Raw genomic sequence first — 19664 nt, forward strand, 5'->3', positions numbered from 1 at the left:
GGCAGGCTCCCTCCTCCGACGCTCTGGGAAACAGCTCTCTTGACGAAAGGTAAGGGCGAGATTTTACTCAATCTCGCCCCTACCTCATGTCCCACACCCAGAGAGTTCGCATGCTGCGCCTCCGTACGGCCTGTCTCGGCCTCGCATTCGCCTTTATCGGCGTGAACAGCCTTCACGCCGACGACGCCGGGCGGCTGGCTCAAGCCAAGGAGATCATCGTTCTGGCGCGTACGACCGACAACATGCGCAAGCTCTTCCCGACTTTTCTGTCACAGATGAAGCCCATGCTCATGCGGCAAGGCGCCGATGAGAAGACTGCGGTCGAATTTTCCAAGCGCTTCGCGGAGCGGCTGGACAAGGATCTCGACAAGTTCGTCGACCTGGCAGCGCAAGTCTATGCGCGTGAATTCAGCGAGGAAGACCTCGCCAATCTCATCGCCTTTTATAAATCGCCGACCGGACAGAAGATGGTCGAGAAACAGCCGGTCATCGCTCAATTCATGGCGACCGTCGGGATGCGGTGGGGGCAGCAGGTCGGCAGCGAGGTGATGGGCGAATATCTGAAGGAAAGAGCCGGCAACAAGTCGGCGACGCCGTAAAGGCAGCAGCAGGATCATCCCAGCCGCATCAGCACCAGTCCGCCCAGGATGAGCAAGGCCGAGAGGCCGCGCACCGGCGTGAGGGGTTCCTTCAGGAAGACCATGGCGATCAGGCCTCCGAACAACACGCTGGTCTCGCGCGTGGCGGCAACCAGGGCGATGGGCGCCACCGTCATCGCCCAGATCACGATCCAGTAGGCGGCGAGCGACATCGCCCCGCCGGCAAAGCCCGGCACCAGGAATTTCAAGGCTGGTCGCACGCCGGCCCAGCCCTTGCGCCACAGGCAGATCACCAGCATCGGGTAGGCGTCGAGCGCGAACAGGGCAGCGGCATAGGAATTCGGGCTTCCCGCGGCGCGAGCACCGATACCGTCCACGATGGTGTAGAGCGAGATGGTGACGGCGGTGAGCAGGGCGTAGATCACGGCTGTTCGGCTCGGGACCAGCGAACCGCGCTGCCCCTTCAGCGAGATCAGCAGGACCCCGAGCCCCAGCACGGCAATGCCTGCGACGTTGCCCCAGGTCATGGGATCATGGATGAAAGCCAAGGAAATCGCGGTGGTGGCCAGCGGTGCCGCCCCCCGCGCGATCGGATAGACCTGGCTCATGTCAGCCCGCCGATAGGCCTCAGCCAGGAACAGGTAATAAGCCAGATGCAGGGCGGTCGACAGTGCCACCCAGACCCAGGCTCCCTTGTTGGGCAGCCCCGTGATCGCCAGGGCCGGCAGGGCAATGATGCCGCAGGACACCGCAATCAGCGTCATCGCCAGGAAGGGATCGAGCTTGATCTTGACCAGCGCATTCCACCCGGCATGCAGGGCCGCCGCAGTGAGCACGGCCAGGAAGACGGGGAGTTGCAATTCCATGGGGGGCGGACTTCGAAACGACGGACACCCACCGGCGGCGGCAGTGCCGCTGGCGGGTGGCACACGATAGAGGGACAGACAAAAACGCGGGACGAATTTCACCAGCGCTTTCAGTGCCCTCCTTCTCATTATGACAGTTCGATGTCAAAGTCGCTTCGCAGGGTGCGACGTTTCGCGTGCGCCTTTCAGGCCGCCACCCAGACCAGATTGTCGTTGGAGAGAATGGATTCGCCAGACCAGCGATAGGCGGTCAGCACACCGCCCTTGGCGACGCTGAAATCAAGACAGGATGCGGTAGGCGACAACAATTGCGGCCTGCCCGACAGCCAGTAATGGCCGAACATCACGGGCACGGCCTCTTGATAGTGATAGTCGTGGGGAACGGGATCATCCGGCAATTCGCTCCTCCGACCGTCCAGCCCCAGGGCCGCGAGCCGGAAAGTCTTGGCCTCCCGATCCCACCAGCGCAGGCGAGCCTCGTGCCTGGTGTGACCGTCCTTGTCGCGGAAAGAGTGCCCGACGGGCAGTCGCACTTCCGGTCCCTTGAGCAGGACATCGGCCGCGAGATGTTCCGGCGTGCCGCCGCGATAGGCCTTGCGCAGGCCCTTCTCGTGAAAGCACCCGGCTGCGTCGAGGCAGGTCGCTACGAGGCAGGCTTGCGAGGCGGCATGCCAGCACGCATGCACCATCCGCAATCCGCCGAGATCAAGCCACACCGGCAGGGAGGCAAACCAGGCCAGCGCCTCGCAGTGGGCCGGCGATCTCTCCCCGATCTGCGCCAGAAAGGCGGCATGCTGCTTTTCGTTCTTTTCGGTGTGGGGCCGCAGGAAGCCGCCGGTGCCGTTCGGCGTTGCCCAGCCAAGTGCATTGAACTCGTGGTTGCCCATGATCGCCCGGGCCGTGCCCGCTCTCGCCATGGCACGGACGACGCTGAGAACCTCGACCTGTTCCGGCCCGCGATCGATGAAATCCCCCAGGAAGATCACCTTGCGCGAAGCATGCCGATAGGCGCCGTCCCGTTCGCGATAATCGAGCCTCGCCAGCAGCCTGTGCAGCGCATCGGCATGGCCATGAATGTCACCGATCACATCATAATTCATCGTCAAACGATTGATTTTCCTTGTTCATGTCGAGATAGAGGCGATTGCCCATCCGATCCCGTCTCGTTGCTGGAGCGCGCACCGCCCATTCTCTCCGAAGTGTGCCATGATGGCGGCTTGACAGGGAAGGGTTGCCCACGGCAGGATAGCGTATGGCTATTTTGCGCATCACTCTTGCCGTCTCCAAACAGCACCTCCTCATCGGGGGTAGGTGATCGTCGCGCGCGCCATAAGCAGCGAACCAAGATCGAAAATGTACCCCGCCGGTTCGACGGGGTTCTTTTTTGCTGCCGTCTCCGGCACATCGGAGATGATCCATGGAAATCCCCTCTTCTGCCAACCGTTCGCAGGTTTCCCCGCAGGGCCTGTGGCTGCCCCTGATCACGCCCTTCCGCGACGGCGCGCTCGACGAGACCTCGCTGCGGCGTCTCATTCGCCATTACGGCACGCTCGGGCTGGATGGCCTCGTTCTCGCCGGGACGACAGGCGAGAGCCTGACCCTGGACGAGGATGAAACCCAGCGGCTGGTCGAGGTCAGCGCCGACGAGCTTGCCCGGCAAGGCTACCGACTGCCGCTCTATCTCGGCCTTTCCGGCAGCAATACGCGCAAGCTCGCCAAGCGGCTTCACCGCCTGGCGGACTGGACGATCGCAGGCCATCTGATTGCCTGCCCCTATTACAGCAGACCCTCCCAGGCCGGGCTGATCGCCCATTTTCGCGTGCTGGCGGACAGTAGCCGGCACCCCATCCTGATCTACAACATTCCCTATCGCACCGGCGTAAACATCGGCAACGAAGCAATGCTGCAGCTCGCCGAACGGGCCAATATCGTCGGGGCGAAGGACTGCTGTGGCGATCCGGCCCAATCGGCCGAATTGATCCGGCGTCGGCCTCCAGGCTTTTCCGTGCTGACCGGCGAGGATGCCTTCTACCACGCCGCCCTGACGGCCGGCGCTGACGGTGCAATCCTCGCCTCCGCCCATGTCCAGACCGCGAGCTTCATCGCCATCCGCGATGCCTTTGCCCGGGGCGACGAGCCAGCCGCCGGCGCCGCTTGGCGCTCCCTTGCCGATCTCGTGCCGCTGCTCTTTGCCGAACCCAATCCGGCTGCGATCAAGTATTGGCTCTGGCGCACCGGTCTGATCGACAGCGGCGAATTGCGGCTGCCGATGACGCCGGTGAGCGCCGCGCTCGCCGTCCGCCTCGACGGCGTGATCGACCGGATGAAGTCGGCGGCTTAGCCCTCGACGCAATCCCCCTTGAAGGGAAGACACCCCGATCTGCCATAGCCGGGCTTGACCCGGCTATCCTGAAGCCGCGCGAAGGGACTGGATTGCCGGGTCAAGCCCGGCAACGACAGGGTCCTGCGAAATCGAAAACTCTCAAATGACATGCATTGCACTGAGCCCACTCCACAGCCAGGAGGCTGCGCGCGGGATTGACGGGTCGCGGCGCGGGTGTAGGTTTCATTGCGGACGATGGAGGGGGACAGGATGATGAAACTGGCATCGTGCATCGTGCTGGCAGCCGCCCTGATGTCCATCATCCCGGCCTTCGCCCAGGCTCCCAAGAGCACGGCTGCATCCGCCGCCGTGCAGAAGGAATTCAGCAGCTTCATCACCAGGTTTCGGGCTGCGCTGAAGGCCAATGACGCAGCGGCCGTCGCCGGCCTGGCGAAACTGCCATTTCAGAATGACAGCGCCATCGCCGATGCCGCGCAGTTCCGCGCCAAGATCTACCGGCCCGATTTCACCGCAAAGACCCGGGCCTGCCTGCAACGCGAAAAGCCCGTTTATGATCGCGATGGCGACGGCAACGACTCCTATTCCGTTGGTTGCGGCGAGCAGATCTTTGTCTTCACCAGGACGCCAGCGGGCTTCCTCCTGATTGACATCGCCGTGAACGATTGACGGGCCCGGCGGGATCAAGCCGCAAGCCGACCTTCAGCTCACCAGTGCCGCCCTGCTGCGCTGGCGCCATTTCGGCCAGATCAGCAACCAGCCAACCAGGACGAGATTGACCACATTCCACAGGAAACCGTGCAGGAAGGCGAGCCGGTAGGACTGGGTGGCGTCATAGATGAAGCCCGAGGCGAGCCCACCGCACGCCATGCCGAGCACGGTCGCCATCAGTACCAGGCTGATGCGGGCCCCCGCCTCGCGCGGCGGCAGGAACTGGCGGATGATCACGGCATACATCGGCACGATGCCACCCTGGAACAGACCGAACAGGCCCGAAATGACCCAGAGCGAGGAAAGGCTGTTGAAGAAAAGATAGAGCAGTAGCGCCGCCCCCTGCATGGCCGAGCCGATCAGCAGCATCGGCCCGGCGCCGATGCGATCGGCGACCACGCCGGAAGCAAGGCGGCTGACCACGCCCAGCCCCAGCATCAGGGCGATGATCTGAGTCCCGATGGCCACGCCGTAACCGAGATCCCCGCAATAGGCGACGATGTGGACCTGCGGCATCGACATCGCCATGCAGCAGGCAAAGCCAGCCACCACCAGGATCGCCTGCAGGGCATTCGCCGAAAGACCGAGTTCTCCGCGCGCGGCCTCCGTCGCGGCCTCAGCGGCCGCATAGGTGGTGGTTGCGGGCCGTCGGGTCAGCGCCAAAGCGAGCGGCACCATTGCAACCGGTGCGAACAGGCCGATGCCGATATGGGTGGCACGCCAGCCATAATCGGACTGGAAGTGCTCGATAACCAGCGGCCAGACGGCGCCGGCAAGATAGCTGCCCGACGCGGCAAAGGTCACCGCCAGCGCCCGGTGCTTGCGGAACCAGTGCGAAAGATCCGAGATCAGCGGCGCGAAACCGGCAGCCGAACCGAGGCCGATCACAATCGAGAGGGCAGCGAACTGCCAGATATTGGAAGTGAAGGCTGCCAGCACATAGCCGGCGCAGAGCAGCACAGCCCCGATCAGGATCGGCACGACAATGCCGGCCCGATCAGCCAGGCGGCCCATCACCACCCCGCCGACCGCAAAGCCCAGCATGGTGCAGGTATAGGGCAGGGAGGCCCCGCCCCGCAGCGTATCGAACTCCACCTGCAAGGTCGGCAATACGACCACGACCGACCAGTTGCCGACACACGCCACCGTACCAAGGATGAGAGTGAGAACCAGACGCAACCAGGAATAGGCGGAATCGACGTCGCCAGGCCGATCGGCCTCACGGGGCAAAGCTGACACGGGGAGTTTCCTCGTTCCGGAATATTGTCCTGAATATGCTTGTTTCGCCGACCGGACGGCGTGCAATGGTCAGGCTATAGCAGCTTCCGTCCCGGCTTTGCCAGATCGATCCGAGCATGGCTGACCTTCTGAACGGGCGTCTCATGTGCCCTGCTCCAGGACGCGCAATACGAAGGCTGCCCGTTCGGCGACAGGCAGGAGCGGCAGTGGAACCAGTTCGTAGTCGAGGCGGGTATAGACATCGACCATAGCGGCATGGGTCGCCTCTGCTTCCTCGAGGCTCTGCTTGCGCTCGGCATCGCCGGCATAGATCGCCGGCCAGGGCGGGGCGATGAAGACTTGCCGCCGGTAGCGACAAAGCGCAGCTGCCCTGCGAGCCGGCTCAGGCACCGGCAAACCGCAGAGGTGAAGGTAACCGATCACATCGGGGATGCCGCGATCGAAAACCACCAGCCCTTCGAATGCCTGCGCCTCGCGATAGGAACGCATGTCGGCGGCGAGCATCAGATTCGCAAAGACAGCGCGGTCGGCCCATGGCAGGGCATCGCCGCCGATGATGATCTGGTCCTGGATGATACCCCGGCCGGCCTCCGGCATGGTACGCACCCCCTCGGCAGCCAGGGCCGACATCAAGGTGGTCTTGCCGGATCCGGGACCACCGGTAACGACGACGAAACGATCGATCTGAGGCAAGGCTCGATCTCCTCCTGTTTGAAATGACAGTGCTTTGGGAAAGACAGCGGGCGTGCGGAGTGCATCCGCGCGAACAGGCCGGATCACGCCGACGATGGAAGGATAGAAGGTAGCTGGTTTGAAGCCGGTCGCATCGACCGGGCACTTGCCCGGGAGGCCGATTTGGGGCCGCAGCTTCCAGGAATCTGGCCTGCCTCGCGACTCGCCGGGCAAGTCTACCCTGATAAGGCTCCAATCAAAACCCCTCGCTGCCGAGCCAGCTTCTCGCCCGTCAAAGGGCCCACGAAATCACACAAACCGTCGCCTCTCCTGCAGAGAGCGTCGGTTGCAGGTCATTTGCTCCGCGTCCGAGGCAACACCATGGCGATCGAGAGGGGGTATGGCCGCTCGTGGCCGCTCCTTCCGCAACATCACGGGGGACAGTCAGGCATGACAGACAGGATCGGCAAGTCGGGAGCACAGGGCTTGATCGTGGATCGCCGCGAGCTGATGAAGGGAGCCGCCGCACTCGGCCTCGGCTATGGCCTGACCGGCGTTCTCGGAGGGCCAGCCCTGGCCGCGGAGGCACCCAAGAAGGGTGGCACGCTGCGCATCGGCATGGAGGGCGGTTCGGCTTCGGACACCCTCGATCCGCGCTCCTTCGCCGATTCCATCCCGCTCAACTACGGCTATCAGATCTGGAACGGCCTGATCGAGATCGACAATAACGGCAATGCCGTCGGCGAGCTCCTGGAGAGCTGGGAAGCCAAGCCCGGCGCCAAGGAATGGATCTTCAACGTCCGCAAGGGCGTCACCTTCCATTCCGGCAAGACGCTCGATGCCGATGACATCATCTATTCGATCAACCTGCATCGCGGCGACACCAAATCGGCGGCCAAGGACCTTCTGTCGGGCATCACCGAGATCAAGAAGCTGTCCCCGACCCAGATCCAGATCAGCCTGAACGGCGGCAATCTGAACCTGCCCTACAACCTGACCGATTATCACATTCTCGGCGTGCCCAACGGCTTCACCGATTTTTCCAAGCCGGACGGCACCGGCGCCTACAAGCTGGAGACCTTCGAGCCGGGTGTGCGTGTGGTGACCAAGAACACCGGCAATTACTGGAAGCCGGGCTGCGGCAATTTCGACTCGGTCGAGCTGCAATATATCGGCGATTCCTCCTCGCGCCTGCAAGCGCTGATCGCCGGCCAGGTCGACGCCATCAACCGTCTCGACCCCAAGACCATGGATCTGGTGACATCCTCGCCCGATGTAAGCGTGGTGCAGACCAAGGGCACCGGCAACCGCTATGCCTTCGTGGCGCTGTGCGACGCCGATCCCTATTCGAATGTCGATCTGCGCTGGGCGCTCAAATATGGCATCGACCGCAAGAAGATCGTCGACACCGTCTATCAGGGCTATGCCACCGTCGGCAACGACACCACCATCAGCCCGATGAACAAGTATTTCGCCAAGGACCTGGCACAGACGCTCTACGACCCGGAGAAGGCGGCCTTCCATTACAAGAAGGCGGGCAGCCCCAAGCTGGAGGTCAAGGTCTCCGAGGGCGCCTATAGCGGCGCCACCGACGCGGCGCTGCTCTACCAGGAATCGATGAAACAGGCCGGTATCGAGCTCACCGTCACCCGCGTCTCCGCCGACGGCTACTGGTCGAACATCTGGCTCAAGGATCCCTTCTGCGCGGTCTATTGGGGCGACCGTCCCGCCATCGACCTGCAGCTCTCGCAGACCTATCTCTCGGATGCGGCCTGGAACGACACCCATTGGAAGCGGCCTGATTTCGACAAGCTTGTCCTCGCCGCACGGGTGGAGGAAGACGAGGCCAAGCGCAAGGAGATGTATTTCGAGGCGCAGAAGATGATCCACGACGATGGCGGCATGATCTGCTTTGCCGTCAGCGATTATCTCGACGGCTATGCCAAGAAGGTGATGGGGACGGCGCCCCATCCGCGCTACGACATGTGCGACCAGCGCATCGCCGAAAAGGCCTGGTTCGCCTGAGTTCGAACGCCCCAGCTAGGGCGCCGGTCAGCGCCCTAGAGCGTTTTTCAGAAAAGTTGATAGACTTTTCGATTAATAAAACGCGCCAAAACAAAGAGTTAGAGAGAAAGTGCGATTCAGAGAAATCGCACTTTACTCTAGCCCCACCAGAAAATGGCGGCGATGATGACGTAGAGGCCGACGAGCGCGGCACCGTCCGCCATGTCGGCCCGGCCATCCGCGGTGACGACCACGCCGATGATGGCCGACAGCATCAGGGCCACGGCCAGCATCGGCGGGATCACCAGGGTGAAGGGCGTCCCGCCTATGGCATAGCTGACGAAGACCAGCACCGGGATCAGGGCGAGCGCTACCTGCAGCGAGGAGTTCAGGATCACGCTGATGGCGAGTTCGGCCTGGTTGCGCAGGGCGAATTGGATGCCCACGACATTCTCCACCGCATTGCCGACGATCGCCACGATGACGAGGCCGGCAAAGGCCTGCGATATGCCGAGCGTCTCGATGGCCGGGTTCAGCGCTTCGACGAACCAGTCGGATACGAACAAGGCGGCAACGCCGGCGATCGCCAGGATCGCCAGTGACAGCCAGAGTGGCCAGCCGCCCTCCTGCTGGCCATGCGCCTCGGCTGGCACGGTGCGTTCGCTGCCGCCCAGCATGACCCTGACGGAAACCAGGAAGACCAGGAGCAGGACGCCGGCGCAGACCAGGGCCAGCTTGTCCTCATGGGCGCCAGCAGGCAGATGCATCACCGAAGCGAGCGTCGGGAGCATCAGCGCGGAAACCGCCAGCAGCAGCAGCGCCGCGATCATGCGTGGCCCGGCCGCATCGAAGACCAGTACCTTGTGGCGGGCACTGCCGGCGATGAAGGCGATACCGAGCACCAAGAGGCTGTTGCCGAGGATCGAGCCGATCAGAGACGCCTGCACCACCTCGATCAAGCCGGCCCGCAACGCGAAGATACATACGCAGAGTTCTGGCAGGTTGCCGACCGCCGATTGCACGATGCCGGTGGCGGCCGGGCTGAGATAGCGCCCGAGATGATCGGTGGCCTCGCCGATCAGCGAGGCCAGCCCGGCAAGAGCCACGGCACCGATGACGAAGACGAGGATTTGGGAAGAGCCGGTCCGGCTGGCAATACCCGTGGCAGCCGATGCCCCGCCTGCGATGGCGAGCGTCACGAAATCACGTTTCGACAGCATGGAACCTCCCGCGGAGCCGTGCAGGTTTCATAGCCCGGCGCGAAGACGCAAGGGAAGGTCAATCTTGCCCCGAAGAACAGGCTCCCCAGATTGAAGAGCCGTCGCCATTCGCCCGGAAGCAATGGAGCCATGCACGGATTTTCCATGCCACACCGGCTCGACAGGCAATGTTCCCCTGCCCTACCCTTCATGCTCGCAATGCCGGAGGGTCCATGCGCGCAACTATCCTTTTTACGATCGCGCTTGCGCTGATGGCAGCCCAGGCCCAGGCGGAGAACCTACCGCGCCTGCGCCAGGGCGACCTCGTCTTCCAGCAATCGAAGAGCCCCCAAAGCGAGGCGATCCGCCTGGCCTCGGGCAGCACCTACACGCATATGGGCATCGTCTCCCTCACGCCCGCCGGACCAATGGTGATCGAGGCAGCCGATATCGTACGGCAAACACCGCTCAAGACCTTCCTGGCCCGCGGCACGCAACGCCGCTTCGCCATCTATCGAGTACGCGGGCTCGATCAAGCCAAGGCGGATGCCGTCATCACGGCGGCACGGACCTATCTCGGCCGACCTTACGATCTCTATTTCCGCCTCGATCCCAGCGCCATCTACTGCAGCGAGCTGCCCTATGAGGCTTTCAGGAGCGTTGGGATTTCCCTCGGACGAATCGACCGTTTCGGTGACCTGTCGGTGCGAAACCCCACCGTGAAGGCGCTGTTCGCTCAGCGCTGGGCCAGCCATCCCGATTGCAAGGGCACGGCGGGTGATGCCGCAGCCTGCTGGACCCGCATCCAGGACCAGGGGATCGTCACACCTGTCAGCATCGCCCATGATAACCGGGTCGACCGTGTCGGCGGTGATCTCTAGAGCCCCCAAGGCTGGAAATCACCGCATTTCCGGCTTGCCCGACGGCTGCGCTGCAATAGGATGTCATAAAAGCCGTCGTCACCATCGGGAGAAAGCGCTGCCATGGCCCTCTTCGCCGATCGTTTCAAAGGCCGTAGCGCCGTCATCACCGGCGGGGCTTCCGGCATCGGCCTCGCCAGCGCCCGGCGCATCGCCGCCGAAGGTGGCCGGATCATGATCTGGGACGTCGACGCCACGCGCATCGATGCCGCGAAGGCGCAGATCGGCCCCGGCACCTTCGGCCTGGTGGTCGACGTCACCAATCCGGAGGCCGTCGAGACCGCCGCCAAGACCTCCGAACGCCATCTCGGCCAGATCGACGCCCTGATCTGCTCGGCCGGCGTCGCCGGGCGCAATGCGCCGGTGATCGACTATCCGATCGAGGAATGGAAGCGCATCTTCGAGATCAATGTGAACGGGTTGTTCTATGCCAACCGCTTCATCGCGGCGATGATGAAGAAGCGCGGCTATGGCCGCATCGTCAACCTGGCCTCGATCGCCGGCAAGGAAGGCAACCCCACCGCCTCCGCCTACTCGGCCTCGAAGGCCGCCGTGATCGGCTTCACCAAGGCCCTCGGCAAGGAACTCGCCAAAAGCGGCGTCACTGCCAACGTCATCGCACCGGCCACGATCGACACGCCCATCCTCAAGCAGGTGGCGCAGGCCCATATCGACTACATGCTGTCCAAGATCCCAATGGGCCGCTTCGGCAAGGTTGACGAAGTCACCGCCATGATCGCCTGGCTCGCCAGCGAGGAATGCTCCTTCGCCACCGGCGCGGTCTTCGATGCTTCGGGTGGCCGTGCCACCTATTGAGCGACTGTCGCTTCAGCGCCAGCGATAGTTGAAGCTGACGCTGATTCGCTCCTCGTCCGCCTGGTTGATCGGCACCTCGTGGCGCAGCCAGCTCTCCCACAGCAGCACCGTGCCGGCCTGAGGCGCCTCATAGACGAAGGGCCGTTGTTCCTGGGCGGCCTTGGCCTTGCGCGGGGGCGCCGCCATCATCAGGCCGAGCCGCGGATCCTCCAGCTTGAGCGCGCTGGAGCCCTTGGGCGTGGCCACGTAATAAGTGCCTGATATCACCGAGCGCGGATGGATATGCGAGGTGTGCACACCGCCTTCCGGCAGCACATTCACCCAGATGTCGTCGAGCTTGAGCTTGTCACGGCCGAGATCGAACTCGAGCTCCTTGGCAAAGGCGGCAACATGGCCGTCGAGCACCTTCACCAGCTTCTTGATGGCCGGAAAGCGCCAGGGCAGGTCGTTCAGCGATGCGTAGGAGGTATAGCCGGGATAGCCATGCTTGTGGCACCAGGCCTGCCCGGCCTCGTCATCCTCGGCAAGGGAGCGGCAGGTCGCGTCGATCTCGGCGAGCGGCGCCTGCGCCTCGTCGAGTTCGGCACGGTAGAGCTTGGTAACGAAAAGGGTCTTGATCTCGGCCATGGCGAGGAAGTGGCCGAGCCAAGCCTCGCCTGTCAAGCCGCTTGTCGCTTCGTCTCGGCTTCGGCAGCGAAGGCTCGCAAGCCCGACGACCTGCGGTGAGGCCCGTGGGCAATGCCGAAACCCTTCCCCTATCGCTGCCAGAAGGGCTTGGCGATCTCCGCCTCGACCTGCCACTTCTTCATGCCGATATCGTCGATCAAGTGAGGATTGGCTTTTGCCATTGCCTCAAGGTCCCTGCGAAAATAGATCCGCTCGCGCCAGATCGTGATCATTCTTGGCAGCATCGCCAGGCAGTAGAGCCGGCGCGATGTTTCATCTCCTCTCGACCAAGCCTGATGGCGGCAGGTCGACCCAAGGGCGGGAAAATCGTTCATGGCAACCTCCATAAAGTTCGAGGTCCAACAGGGTCCCCGATCTGATTGAGGCTGGATTCTGCAAGATATGAACGGCGCCGTACTTAAGCTCTTCCAAATAGTTCTCAAAACTTCCAAATGGGCTATAGATTGCGCCCCATGCAGGGATCGCGCTTTGCCTTCGGTTCGTTCGTGTTCGATTCAGGCGCGGGAACGCTTGTTCGGGACGACGCTCCCGTTGCCGCCGGCTATCGCGGACTGAAGCTGCTTGCGGCGCTGGTCGAAAAGCCCGGCGAGATCCTGGGCAAGGCCGTACTGATGGACGCCGCCTGGCCCGGTACGGCCGTCGAGGAAGGCAACCTCACCGTCCAGATCGCGCAACTGCGCAAGCTCCTCGGCTCGGCCCCCGATGGCGGCGAGTGGATCGTCACGGTTCCGCGCATCGGCTATCGGTTCACCGGCGCCGTCGAAGAGCTCGGGCGCGAGCAGCGAAAGCCGTTGCCGCTGCCCGGCAAGCCGTCGATAGCCGTGCTGCCCTTCGTGAATGTCAGCAACGATCCCGAGCAGGAATCCTTCGCCGATGGGCTGACCGAAGACCTGATCACCGATCTGTCGAGGATCTCGGGCTTGTTCGTCATCGCCCGCAACTCGGCCTTTGCCTATAAGGGCAAGGCGATGGATGTGCGTGGCATCGCACAGGATCTCGGCGTACGCTATCTGCTGGAGGGCAGCGCCAGACGTGCTGCCGGGCGTGTTCGTATCAATGCGCAACTGGTCGACGCCGTGAGTGGCGACCATTTATGGGCGGAGCGCTTCGACCGTAGCCTGGACGACATCTTTGCCGTCCAGGACGAGGTCACCGGCAAGATCATGGAAGCGTTGCTCGGCCGGCTGCGCACTCCGTCGCCCCGCAATCCGCCCCGGAATCTCGAGGCCTACGACCTTTGCCTGCGCGCACGCCGACTGATGGACGATTCACCGCAGACCGCGCAGGAGGCTCATATGATGCTGACGCGCGCGACCCTGCTCGATCCGGATTATGCCGAGCCCTATCGCTGGCTTGCCATGAACCACTGGATGGGATGGGTACATTCGGGTGGGCCGACCGAAACCTCCCGCAGCGTCGCGCTGGAGCTGGCGCGCAAGGCGGTCGCACTCGATCCAAACGATGCCGGCTGCCGCTGGGTCCTGGCCTATCTGCTGGCCTATGATCGCAGCTTCGCCGAATCGGACACGCAATTCGCCAAGGCGATCGACCTCGATCCGAATGAGGCCGACATCTGGGCTGTCCTGTCGGACATCTCGGTCCTAGCCGGCCGGGTCGAGGAAGGTCTCGAACAGATCCGCAAGGCATTCCGGCTGAACCCGTTTCCACCCAGCTGGTATTATCTGACGCTGGGCCAGGCGCAATATGCGGCCGGCGATTATGAAGCCGCCATCGAAACGCTGCGCAGGGACGAGACCTACCGCACCAGCTCACGCCGCTTCCTGGCGGCAAGCCTGGCCCAATTGGGCCGGCTCGACGAGGCGCGCGCGGAGGTCGAACTGTTCCTTGTCGGCAACCCGCATTTCACGATTCGCCACTGGGCCAGGACGGAACCCTTCCGCGATGCCGCCACGCTCGAGCATTTCGTCGATGGCTGCCGCAAGGCCGGCCTGCCAGAGTGAGAAACACAATTCGAGAAAATCGCCTCTTCTCTAATCTTCGGACCGGTCCGAAGCTTCACGATCGCGTTCGTAGTGGCTCTTGAGCGGAAACGGCGGTAACCACGATTCGCGGCGGACGGTCCAGCTTTCATAGGTGGGCATCAACTGATCGGGGGCATCGAGGGTGCCCAGATGCACTTCGATTTCGTCAGCGCTGCGTGCGAAAACAGACGAGCCGCAACGGGGACAGAAAAACCGGCCGGCATAGTCGCGTGTCTGGCCCTCGATCGTCACCGCCTCCTGGGGGAACACTGCGGAGGCATAGAAGAGCGCCCCATGATGCTTGCGGCAATCGAGACAGTGACACAGGCCGACCCGGTATGGGCGCCCCGATGCCACGAGCCGGACATCACCACACAAACAGCCGCCAGTGAATCGGTCCATGTTGCGCCTCCCCTGCGATCAAGCGATCAAATGGTTACAACGAACCGGCCCGTCATTGCCACGATCCCTCAGGGCGATCCTAAGACCGATTCGCGCTTTTTGCCGATCGCCCTGTCTCGTTGCATTTTCATACGTCGAAAAGTCAGCTGGCCTTTCGAAGGGCGCCCCGGACCGCTCAAGCCCATGCTGCCTAAAACCTGATCCTGCTGCCGCCGCATTGGCCAGGTCATCGTCTTGCCGAGACCGTCCGGCGGTATATGGATGCCGTCCCGTTTTCAGGCGGCGGTATTCTCTCCTCGACATGAAGAGCCCGAGCCCACCTGGATCGGCGATCGCGGCATCCGTAATCGAGACTTAACCCGGCAACGCTGGAAGGAAAAACTTTCCCTTTCAGCGTTGTTACAAAGTTGTCATGTAGCATTGTGCCGATGAAGCAGGCTGTAGAAAACTACCGCCTTGCACTCTGGACAAAAAAAGACGGCCGGGACGAACCCGGCCGTAGCTTGGACAAAGTCCAAAAGTCACCATCCAGAGGGGAACGTCAGATGCTCCAGGTCGCCACCGGGAGGATGATGGCCCGAACGTCTGACAAGGCTGAGAGTATATTTGCCGGCCCCCTCCTGCAACGCTTTCTTTCACATGCCGGCCCTGCGTGCTGCGCATAGATGCAATTGCCGCCGAAATGGCCACCCTTTTTGCCCAATCCTTGGTCAAGACGGCGCGCAGCACACCTTTGCTGTAAAAATAGGCAAGTCGATCGGGGAACCCAGCCGGAAAGCACCGCAGTTCACGGAAAGGAATGCCGCGGTTCCGATCCGATTGGCTGGGAGCTGCGCCTGCCGTCGGATAGACGCTGGGTGTCCGGGCCATGCCTGGTTAGGTCATGCAAGCTTGCGGGTGCCTGGATGAATCGCGCGGGATCTGCGGCACCCGATCCGATTTCGGAATCTGGCCCGGTGCCCACAGTCATTGTTGCCGCAGCGTTTTGCCGAAAACCGGCATCGTCTTCTTGGCACGAGGTTTTAGAAGGCCCAGCGCTGGGCCTTGCTGACCAGGAAATCCCTGAGAACCTGGATACGGGCCAGATTCTTCATCTCCTCGGGATAAACGAAATAGGTCTCGAGCTGCGGCATTTCCGCATCGGGCAGCACCTGGACCAGGGTCGACTCACGGCCGACGAGATAATCGGGCAGCACGGCGAGGCCCACGCCCCTCTCCACCGCCGTCTTGACGCCGCCGAGATTGTTGACCTCGAACACCGGCTCACGCGGGTCCTTGGGATCGCGCCCGACCGTATTCAGCCAGTTGATCGCCTGAAGGAAGCTGCCCGCCGTGCCACCGAAGCTGATGATGCGATGGCGGTCGATCTCCTCGATGCTGCGCGGCTGGCCGAAACGCTTGATATATTCAGGCGCGGCATAGGCATGAAAATGCACCGTGAACAGCCGGCGCTGGATGAGGTCTCCCTGCTCGGGCTGGCGCATGCGCAGCGCGACGTCGGCTTCACGCATGCCCAGGTCGAGCTCCTGCTCGGTCAGCAGGAGCTTGAGTCGCATATCGGGATAAAGATCGAGAAACTCACCGATGCGCGGCGTCAGCCAATAGGTGCCGAGCCCCACCGTGGTGGTCAGGCGCAATTCCCCGTTCGGCTTTTCCCGGCTGTCGCTGAGGGCGCCCATCGCCGCTTCCAGCTTGAGCATGACATCCTGGGTGGTGCGGAACAGCATTTCGCCCTGTTCGGTCAGGATCAGCCCGCGCGCATGACGATGGAACAGCGGCGTGCGCAGATCCCCTTCCAAAGCGGAGACCTGCCGGCTGACGGCCGACTGCGACAATCCGAGCACGTCGCCCGCATGCGTGAAGCTGCCGGCCTCCGCAGCCGCGTGAAAGACCTTGAGCTTATCCCAATCCATGAAGCACCCAGTTCAGCCCCGCTCCAGATTCTGCGCTTCGACCCTTGCTTTGCTTCGGTTCAACGTCGGCCAAGTTCAACGCGTATTCGGCGACGCGCGAAGATCTGATTTGCGCAGAGTATATGATGATTGCCTAAAAGTTTGAAACGGGTGGCAAATTTAGGGCGGAAATCGATTTATTCCGCAGCTTCCCTGTGGACTTCCTCAGCCGCCAGCCATTTCTCCGCCTCAAGCGCCGCCATGCAGCCCATGCCGGCCGCGGTGACGGCCTGGCGATAGACGTCGTCGGCGACGTCGCCGGCGGCATAGACGCCCGGAACGCTGGTCGCCGTCGTGCCCGCAACGGTCTGAATATAACCGCCATTCTTGAAGGTGAGTTGTCCGGCAAAGAGTTCGGAGGCGGGCTTGTGCCCGATGGCAATGAAGACGCCATCGGTATCATGCTTGGTCACGACGCCGGTTTCGACATTGCGCAGATTGACGTGGGTGACACCCAGCGGGATCTCGTTGCCGCCGATCTCGTCGAGCACGCTGTTCCAGACCACCTCGATATTGGGATGCTTGAACAGGCGATCCTGCAGGATCTTTTCGGCACGGAAATGGTCGCGCCGGTGCACGACCGTCACCTTGGCGGCGATATTGGCCAGATAGAGCGCCTCTTCCACCGCCGTGTTGCCGCCGCCGACCACGGTGACGTTGCGGTTGCGGAAGAAGAAGCCGTCGCAGGTGGCGCAAGCCGAGACGCCGAAGCCGCGGAACTTCTCCTCCGACGGCATGTCCAGCCATTTGGCCTGGGCACCGGTGGCAATGATCAGGGCATCGGCGAAATAGACGTCCCCGGTATCCCCTTCCAGGCGGAAGGGACGCTGCGACAGGTCGACTTTGGCGATATGGTCGGACACCATGCCCGTGCCCATATGCTCGGCCTGCTTGCGCATTTCCTCCATCAGCCAGGGCCCCTGGATCACCGAGGAGAAGCCGGGATAGTTCTCGACATCGGTGGTGATGGTGAGCTGGCCGCCGGGCTGGATGCCGGAGATCAGCAGGGGCGACAAATTGGCGCGCGCTGCATAGATTGCCGCGGTATAGCCCGCCGGGCCCGAGCCGAGGATGATGAGCTTGGAGTGACGGGTAGCCATGCCGAGGTTCCAATCAGGATGCCGCCCGAAGGCGCGCGAGGATTTCTTGAGCAATCAAAGGGGTTGAATCTAGGGGTTCATAGGGGTGGTTTTCAAGATGCCCGTCGAACTTCACCACAGCCCCGTGCGCAATCAGGCCGTCGACAAGGCGCATGATCTTGGCTGGCACGCCCTTGGGCAGGTAGACATGGACAGTCTTGCCGGTCGCCGCCGCCTCGCTGAGCATGTTGGCTGAATCGGCGGTCACCACGAAAGCATCCGCCAGCCCCAGCATCTGCGCATAGGGATTGGCCCCCTGCCCATCCCAGATCCATGCCGGCCTGCCCTCCAGGGCCCGCGCGATCGCCTGCGCCATCGCGGGCGGCGTGCGGCGCGACGGGGTGACCATCAGCCCTGCGCCGCTATCGGCCAGCCGCGACAATGCCGATACGAAGCCCTCGACATCATCGGGTGTGAAGGCGACGTCCTTGGAGGGACCGCCCGCCAACACGGCGACACGCGGCTGCGGCAAAGCGGTGAGTTCGGCGCGGGCGTCCACGCGCGCCGCCGCCAGCACGGCCGGCGTCTGCCGGTGCGGCGAGGTCAGTGTTGCCAGCACATTGGCCCCGCGCAGACGGTCATGCGCCGGCACCCAGATGAAATCCGCCGCCTTGGTTCCGGTGCGAGGATCCTTGAGAAATACGGTTAGCGTGGCGGGCGAGCGCCGCTTCAGCCAGGACAGGTAGCTCACGGCGCGACGGCCCGAGGCGATCGCCAGGTCGGGCCAGGGTGGCGCCAGCTTGCGCAGGTCGGCCGGGTCGGGCGGCCCCCAGGGCATGGCAAGGGCATAGAGGCGCCGCGGCGACACCTTGTGTTCCACGATGTTGCCGCCGGTCTGCGCCAGCACCGCCTCGGCAACGCCGAGGCACTGCAGAGCGTCGCCCGCCTTGCCATCCGTGAGGGTCCAAATCAGAGCCATGACGGCGGTCTTAACACGTCCTTTCGCCAGCACGCCACCGGGGTTCAAATCAGATGCGTTTTTTGTTTGGAAATCCAGTCCAGATTAGCTCCTCAGAGCGCTGACAACAGGCCTAAGTCCTTGAGTTCATCGGGGCTTTTTTGTCAATCATATTGAGAACACAATTCACCTTATAACCCGGCGCATCCCCAACTATTGAGAGCTTGACTGAATGACGTCTAAAACGACGAACGCTACATTTTTTGCCGCAGCAATTACTCTACTAACGATGACGGGAACTAGCTATGCTGACTCCGTCGGTGTGGCCTCCTACTACGGCAAGGAATTTAGCGGTCGCCGCACTGCCAATGGCGAACGTTTCAACCCGGGTGGTCTGACTGCCGCGCATCGCTCCCTGCCCTTCGGAACCAAGCTGCAGGTGACGAACCTGCGCAATGGCAAGAAGGTTGTGGTGCGCATCACCGACCGGGGCCCCTTCGCCAAAGGCCGTGTCCTCGATCTCTCCTATGGCGCCGCCCGCGCCGTCGGCATGGTGTCTTCGGGCACCGCCAAGGTGAAGATGGAGCGGCTCGCAGCCCGCTGAGCGAGACAATAAAGAGAAGACGAGCGAATAGGGGCGGCCTCCGGGCTGCCCTTTTTCTTTGCGCCCGCCGGCCTTTGGAGCCGGTGGCGACGCCCTTTCATTCCACGCCTTGGTTCAATTTGGAGAAGATGCGGACCAGTTCCGCCAGATCGACCGGAGCAAGGGCCGCGACTTCGCGCGGCGTGCGATAATATTCTTCCATCAACTCCTTGCGGGTGGCCTCCCCCTTTTCGGTGAGCCGCACCAGTTTCACCCGGCGGTCACCAGGCGCAGGGGAGCGCTCGGCGAGGCCCGCCCGCTCCAGCCGATCGACCAGCCAGGTGGCCGTCGAGGGATCGGCGCCCCATTGCCGCGCCAGCGTACCGATCGGACGCGCCTCTTCCCGATCCAGCGTGAACAGGACCCTGGAGTCATTGGGCGTGAGGCCGCGGCTTTGCAGGCTCTCCAGGCGCTGCGGCGAGGAGCGCATCAGATAATCGAACATCAGCCGCCAGGCCGCAGAAGCGGGGTCGGGGCTGCGATCCGGCGGCGTCATCAGGGCATCCTCGGCAGACACGAAAATTCGTTCGCTAAAAATATTTGACTATTAAAATATTTTAGTCAATCAAAATAATAGCGAACGGAGGCGATAGC

Annotated in this window: 20 protein-coding genes; 8 read left to right on the top strand and 12 right to left on the bottom strand. The window is 62.8% G+C overall.

Annotated elements, in window-relative coordinates; translation table 11 throughout:
• The first annotated feature begins 110 nt into the window (after positions 1-110).
• Complete coding sequence (locus QM672_RS16585; RefSeq protein ID WP_311944372.1) at positions 111-599, top strand: DUF2059 domain-containing protein; 489 nt, start codon at positions 111-113, stop codon at positions 597-599.
• A 14-nt stretch (positions 600-613) separates the two neighbouring features.
• Here the strand turns inward: QM672_RS16585 and QM672_RS16590 are convergent, their stop codons facing one another.
• Complete coding sequence (locus QM672_RS16590) at positions 614-1465, bottom strand: EamA family transporter (protein WP_415083860.1); 852 nt, start codon at positions 1463-1465, stop codon at positions 614-616.
• A 185-nt stretch (positions 1466-1650) separates the two neighbouring features.
• Positions 1651-2565: a metallophosphoesterase gene (locus QM672_RS16595; RefSeq protein WP_415083948.1), complete on the bottom strand. Its 915-nt coding sequence runs from the start codon at positions 2563-2565 to the stop codon at positions 1651-1653.
• Between the two features lie 317 nt (positions 2566-2882).
• Here QM672_RS16595 and dapA point away from each other — a divergent pair, with 317 nt between their 5' ends.
• Both dapA and QM672_RS16605 read left to right on the top strand, forming a co-directional pair.
• The gene (gene dapA / locus QM672_RS16600; protein WP_415083862.1) at positions 2883-3806 is read left to right on the top strand and encodes a 4-hydroxy-tetrahydrodipicolinate synthase; all 924 of its coding nucleotides are present in this window, start codon (positions 2883-2885) and stop codon (positions 3804-3806) included.
• Positions 3807-4058: 252 nt separating this feature from the next.
• On the top strand, positions 4059-4475 hold the full coding sequence (locus tag QM672_RS16605; protein ID WP_311944376.1) for a hypothetical protein: 417 nt from the start codon (positions 4059-4061) through the stop codon (positions 4473-4475).
• A 33-nt stretch (positions 4476-4508) separates the two neighbouring features.
• On the opposite strand, the gene QM672_RS16610 is transcribed toward QM672_RS16605, so the two are convergent.
• Both QM672_RS16610 and QM672_RS16615 read right to left on the bottom strand, forming a co-directional pair.
• The gene (locus QM672_RS16610) at positions 4509-5756 is read right to left on the bottom strand and encodes an MFS transporter (protein ID WP_311944377.1); all 1248 of its coding nucleotides are present in this window, start codon (positions 5754-5756) and stop codon (positions 4509-4511) included.
• A gap of 141 nt (positions 5757-5897) precedes the next feature.
• The gene (locus tag QM672_RS16615; protein ID WP_311944378.1) at positions 5898-6449 is read right to left on the bottom strand and encodes an AAA family ATPase; all 552 of its coding nucleotides are present in this window, start codon (positions 6447-6449) and stop codon (positions 5898-5900) included.
• Positions 6450-6878: 429 nt separating this feature from the next.
• Between QM672_RS16615 and QM672_RS16620 the strand changes: the two genes are divergently transcribed.
• On the top strand, positions 6879-8453 hold the full coding sequence (locus QM672_RS16620) for an ABC transporter substrate-binding protein (RefSeq protein ID WP_311944379.1): 1575 nt from the start codon (positions 6879-6881) through the stop codon (positions 8451-8453).
• A 137-nt stretch (positions 8454-8590) separates the two neighbouring features.
• Here the strand turns inward: QM672_RS16620 and QM672_RS16625 are convergent, their stop codons facing one another.
• Positions 8591-9652, bottom strand: coding sequence for a calcium:proton antiporter (locus tag QM672_RS16625; protein ID WP_415083865.1), 1062 nt, complete (start codon positions 9650-9652; stop codon positions 8591-8593).
• Positions 9653-9864: 212 nt separating this feature from the next.
• Here QM672_RS16625 and QM672_RS16630 point away from each other — a divergent pair, with 212 nt between their 5' ends.
• On the top strand, positions 9865-10512 hold the full coding sequence (locus QM672_RS16630; protein ID WP_415083867.1) for a YiiX/YebB-like N1pC/P60 family cysteine hydrolase: 648 nt from the start codon (positions 9865-9867) through the stop codon (positions 10510-10512).
• Between the two features lie 102 nt (positions 10513-10614).
• The gene (locus QM672_RS16635; RefSeq protein ID WP_311944382.1) at positions 10615-11367 is read left to right on the top strand and encodes an SDR family NAD(P)-dependent oxidoreductase; all 753 of its coding nucleotides are present in this window, start codon (positions 10615-10617) and stop codon (positions 11365-11367) included.
• Between the two features lie 12 nt (positions 11368-11379).
• On the opposite strand, the gene QM672_RS16640 is transcribed toward QM672_RS16635, so the two are convergent.
• Positions 11380-12030, bottom strand: coding sequence for a TIGR02466 family protein (locus QM672_RS16640; protein ID WP_311944383.1), 651 nt, complete (start codon positions 12028-12030; stop codon positions 11380-11382).
• A gap of 92 nt (positions 12031-12122) precedes the next feature.
• Positions 12123-12368 (bottom strand): DUF1127 domain-containing protein, encoded by a 246-nt coding sequence (locus QM672_RS16645; protein ID WP_415083870.1) that lies wholly within the window; start codon positions 12366-12368, stop codon positions 12123-12125.
• 138 nt (positions 12369-12506) lie between these two features.
• Between QM672_RS16645 and QM672_RS16650 the strand changes: the two genes are divergently transcribed.
• Positions 12507-14015, top strand: a complete 1509-nt coding sequence (locus QM672_RS16650; protein WP_415083872.1) for a winged helix-turn-helix domain-containing tetratricopeptide repeat protein — start codon at positions 12507-12509, stop codon at positions 14013-14015.
• A gap of 30 nt (positions 14016-14045) precedes the next feature.
• On the opposite strand, the gene QM672_RS16655 is transcribed toward QM672_RS16650, so the two are convergent.
• The 4 genes from QM672_RS16655 to QM672_RS16670 all read right to left on the bottom strand — a co-directional run bounded on the left by QM672_RS16655 (position 14046) and on the right by QM672_RS16670 (position 18448).
• Entirely contained in the window at positions 14046-14438 is a 393-nt protein-coding gene (locus tag QM672_RS16655) for a GFA family protein (protein ID WP_367623338.1), read from the bottom strand.
• 1022 nt (positions 14439-15460) lie between these two features.
• Complete coding sequence (locus QM672_RS16660; RefSeq protein ID WP_068291406.1) at positions 15461-16351, bottom strand: LysR family transcriptional regulator; 891 nt, start codon at positions 16349-16351, stop codon at positions 15461-15463.
• Positions 16352-16527: 176 nt separating this feature from the next.
• On the bottom strand, positions 16528-17490 hold the full coding sequence (gene trxB / locus QM672_RS16665; protein WP_311944387.1) for a thioredoxin-disulfide reductase: 963 nt from the start codon (positions 17488-17490) through the stop codon (positions 16528-16530).
• A 13-nt stretch (positions 17491-17503) separates the two neighbouring features.
• The gene (locus QM672_RS16670) at positions 17504-18448 is read right to left on the bottom strand and encodes a mitochondrial fission ELM1 family protein (protein ID WP_415083875.1); all 945 of its coding nucleotides are present in this window, start codon (positions 18446-18448) and stop codon (positions 17504-17506) included.
• 211 nt (positions 18449-18659) lie between these two features.
• Here QM672_RS16670 and QM672_RS16675 point away from each other — a divergent pair, with 211 nt between their 5' ends.
• Positions 18660-19031: a septal ring lytic transglycosylase RlpA family protein gene (locus QM672_RS16675; protein ID WP_082979910.1), complete on the top strand. Its 372-nt coding sequence runs from the start codon at positions 18660-18662 to the stop codon at positions 19029-19031.
• Between the two features lie 97 nt (positions 19032-19128).
• On the opposite strand, the gene QM672_RS16680 is transcribed toward QM672_RS16675, so the two are convergent.
• Positions 19129-19587: a MarR family winged helix-turn-helix transcriptional regulator gene (locus tag QM672_RS16680; RefSeq protein ID WP_367623339.1), complete on the bottom strand. Its 459-nt coding sequence runs from the start codon at positions 19585-19587 to the stop codon at positions 19129-19131.
• Between the last annotated feature and the right edge of the window lie 77 nt (positions 19588-19664).

This window comes from Labrys sp. (in: a-proteobacteria), from assembly GCF_047605565.1.
Taxonomy (GTDB): Bacteria; Pseudomonadota; Alphaproteobacteria; order Rhizobiales; family Labraceae; genus Labrys; species Labrys neptuniae.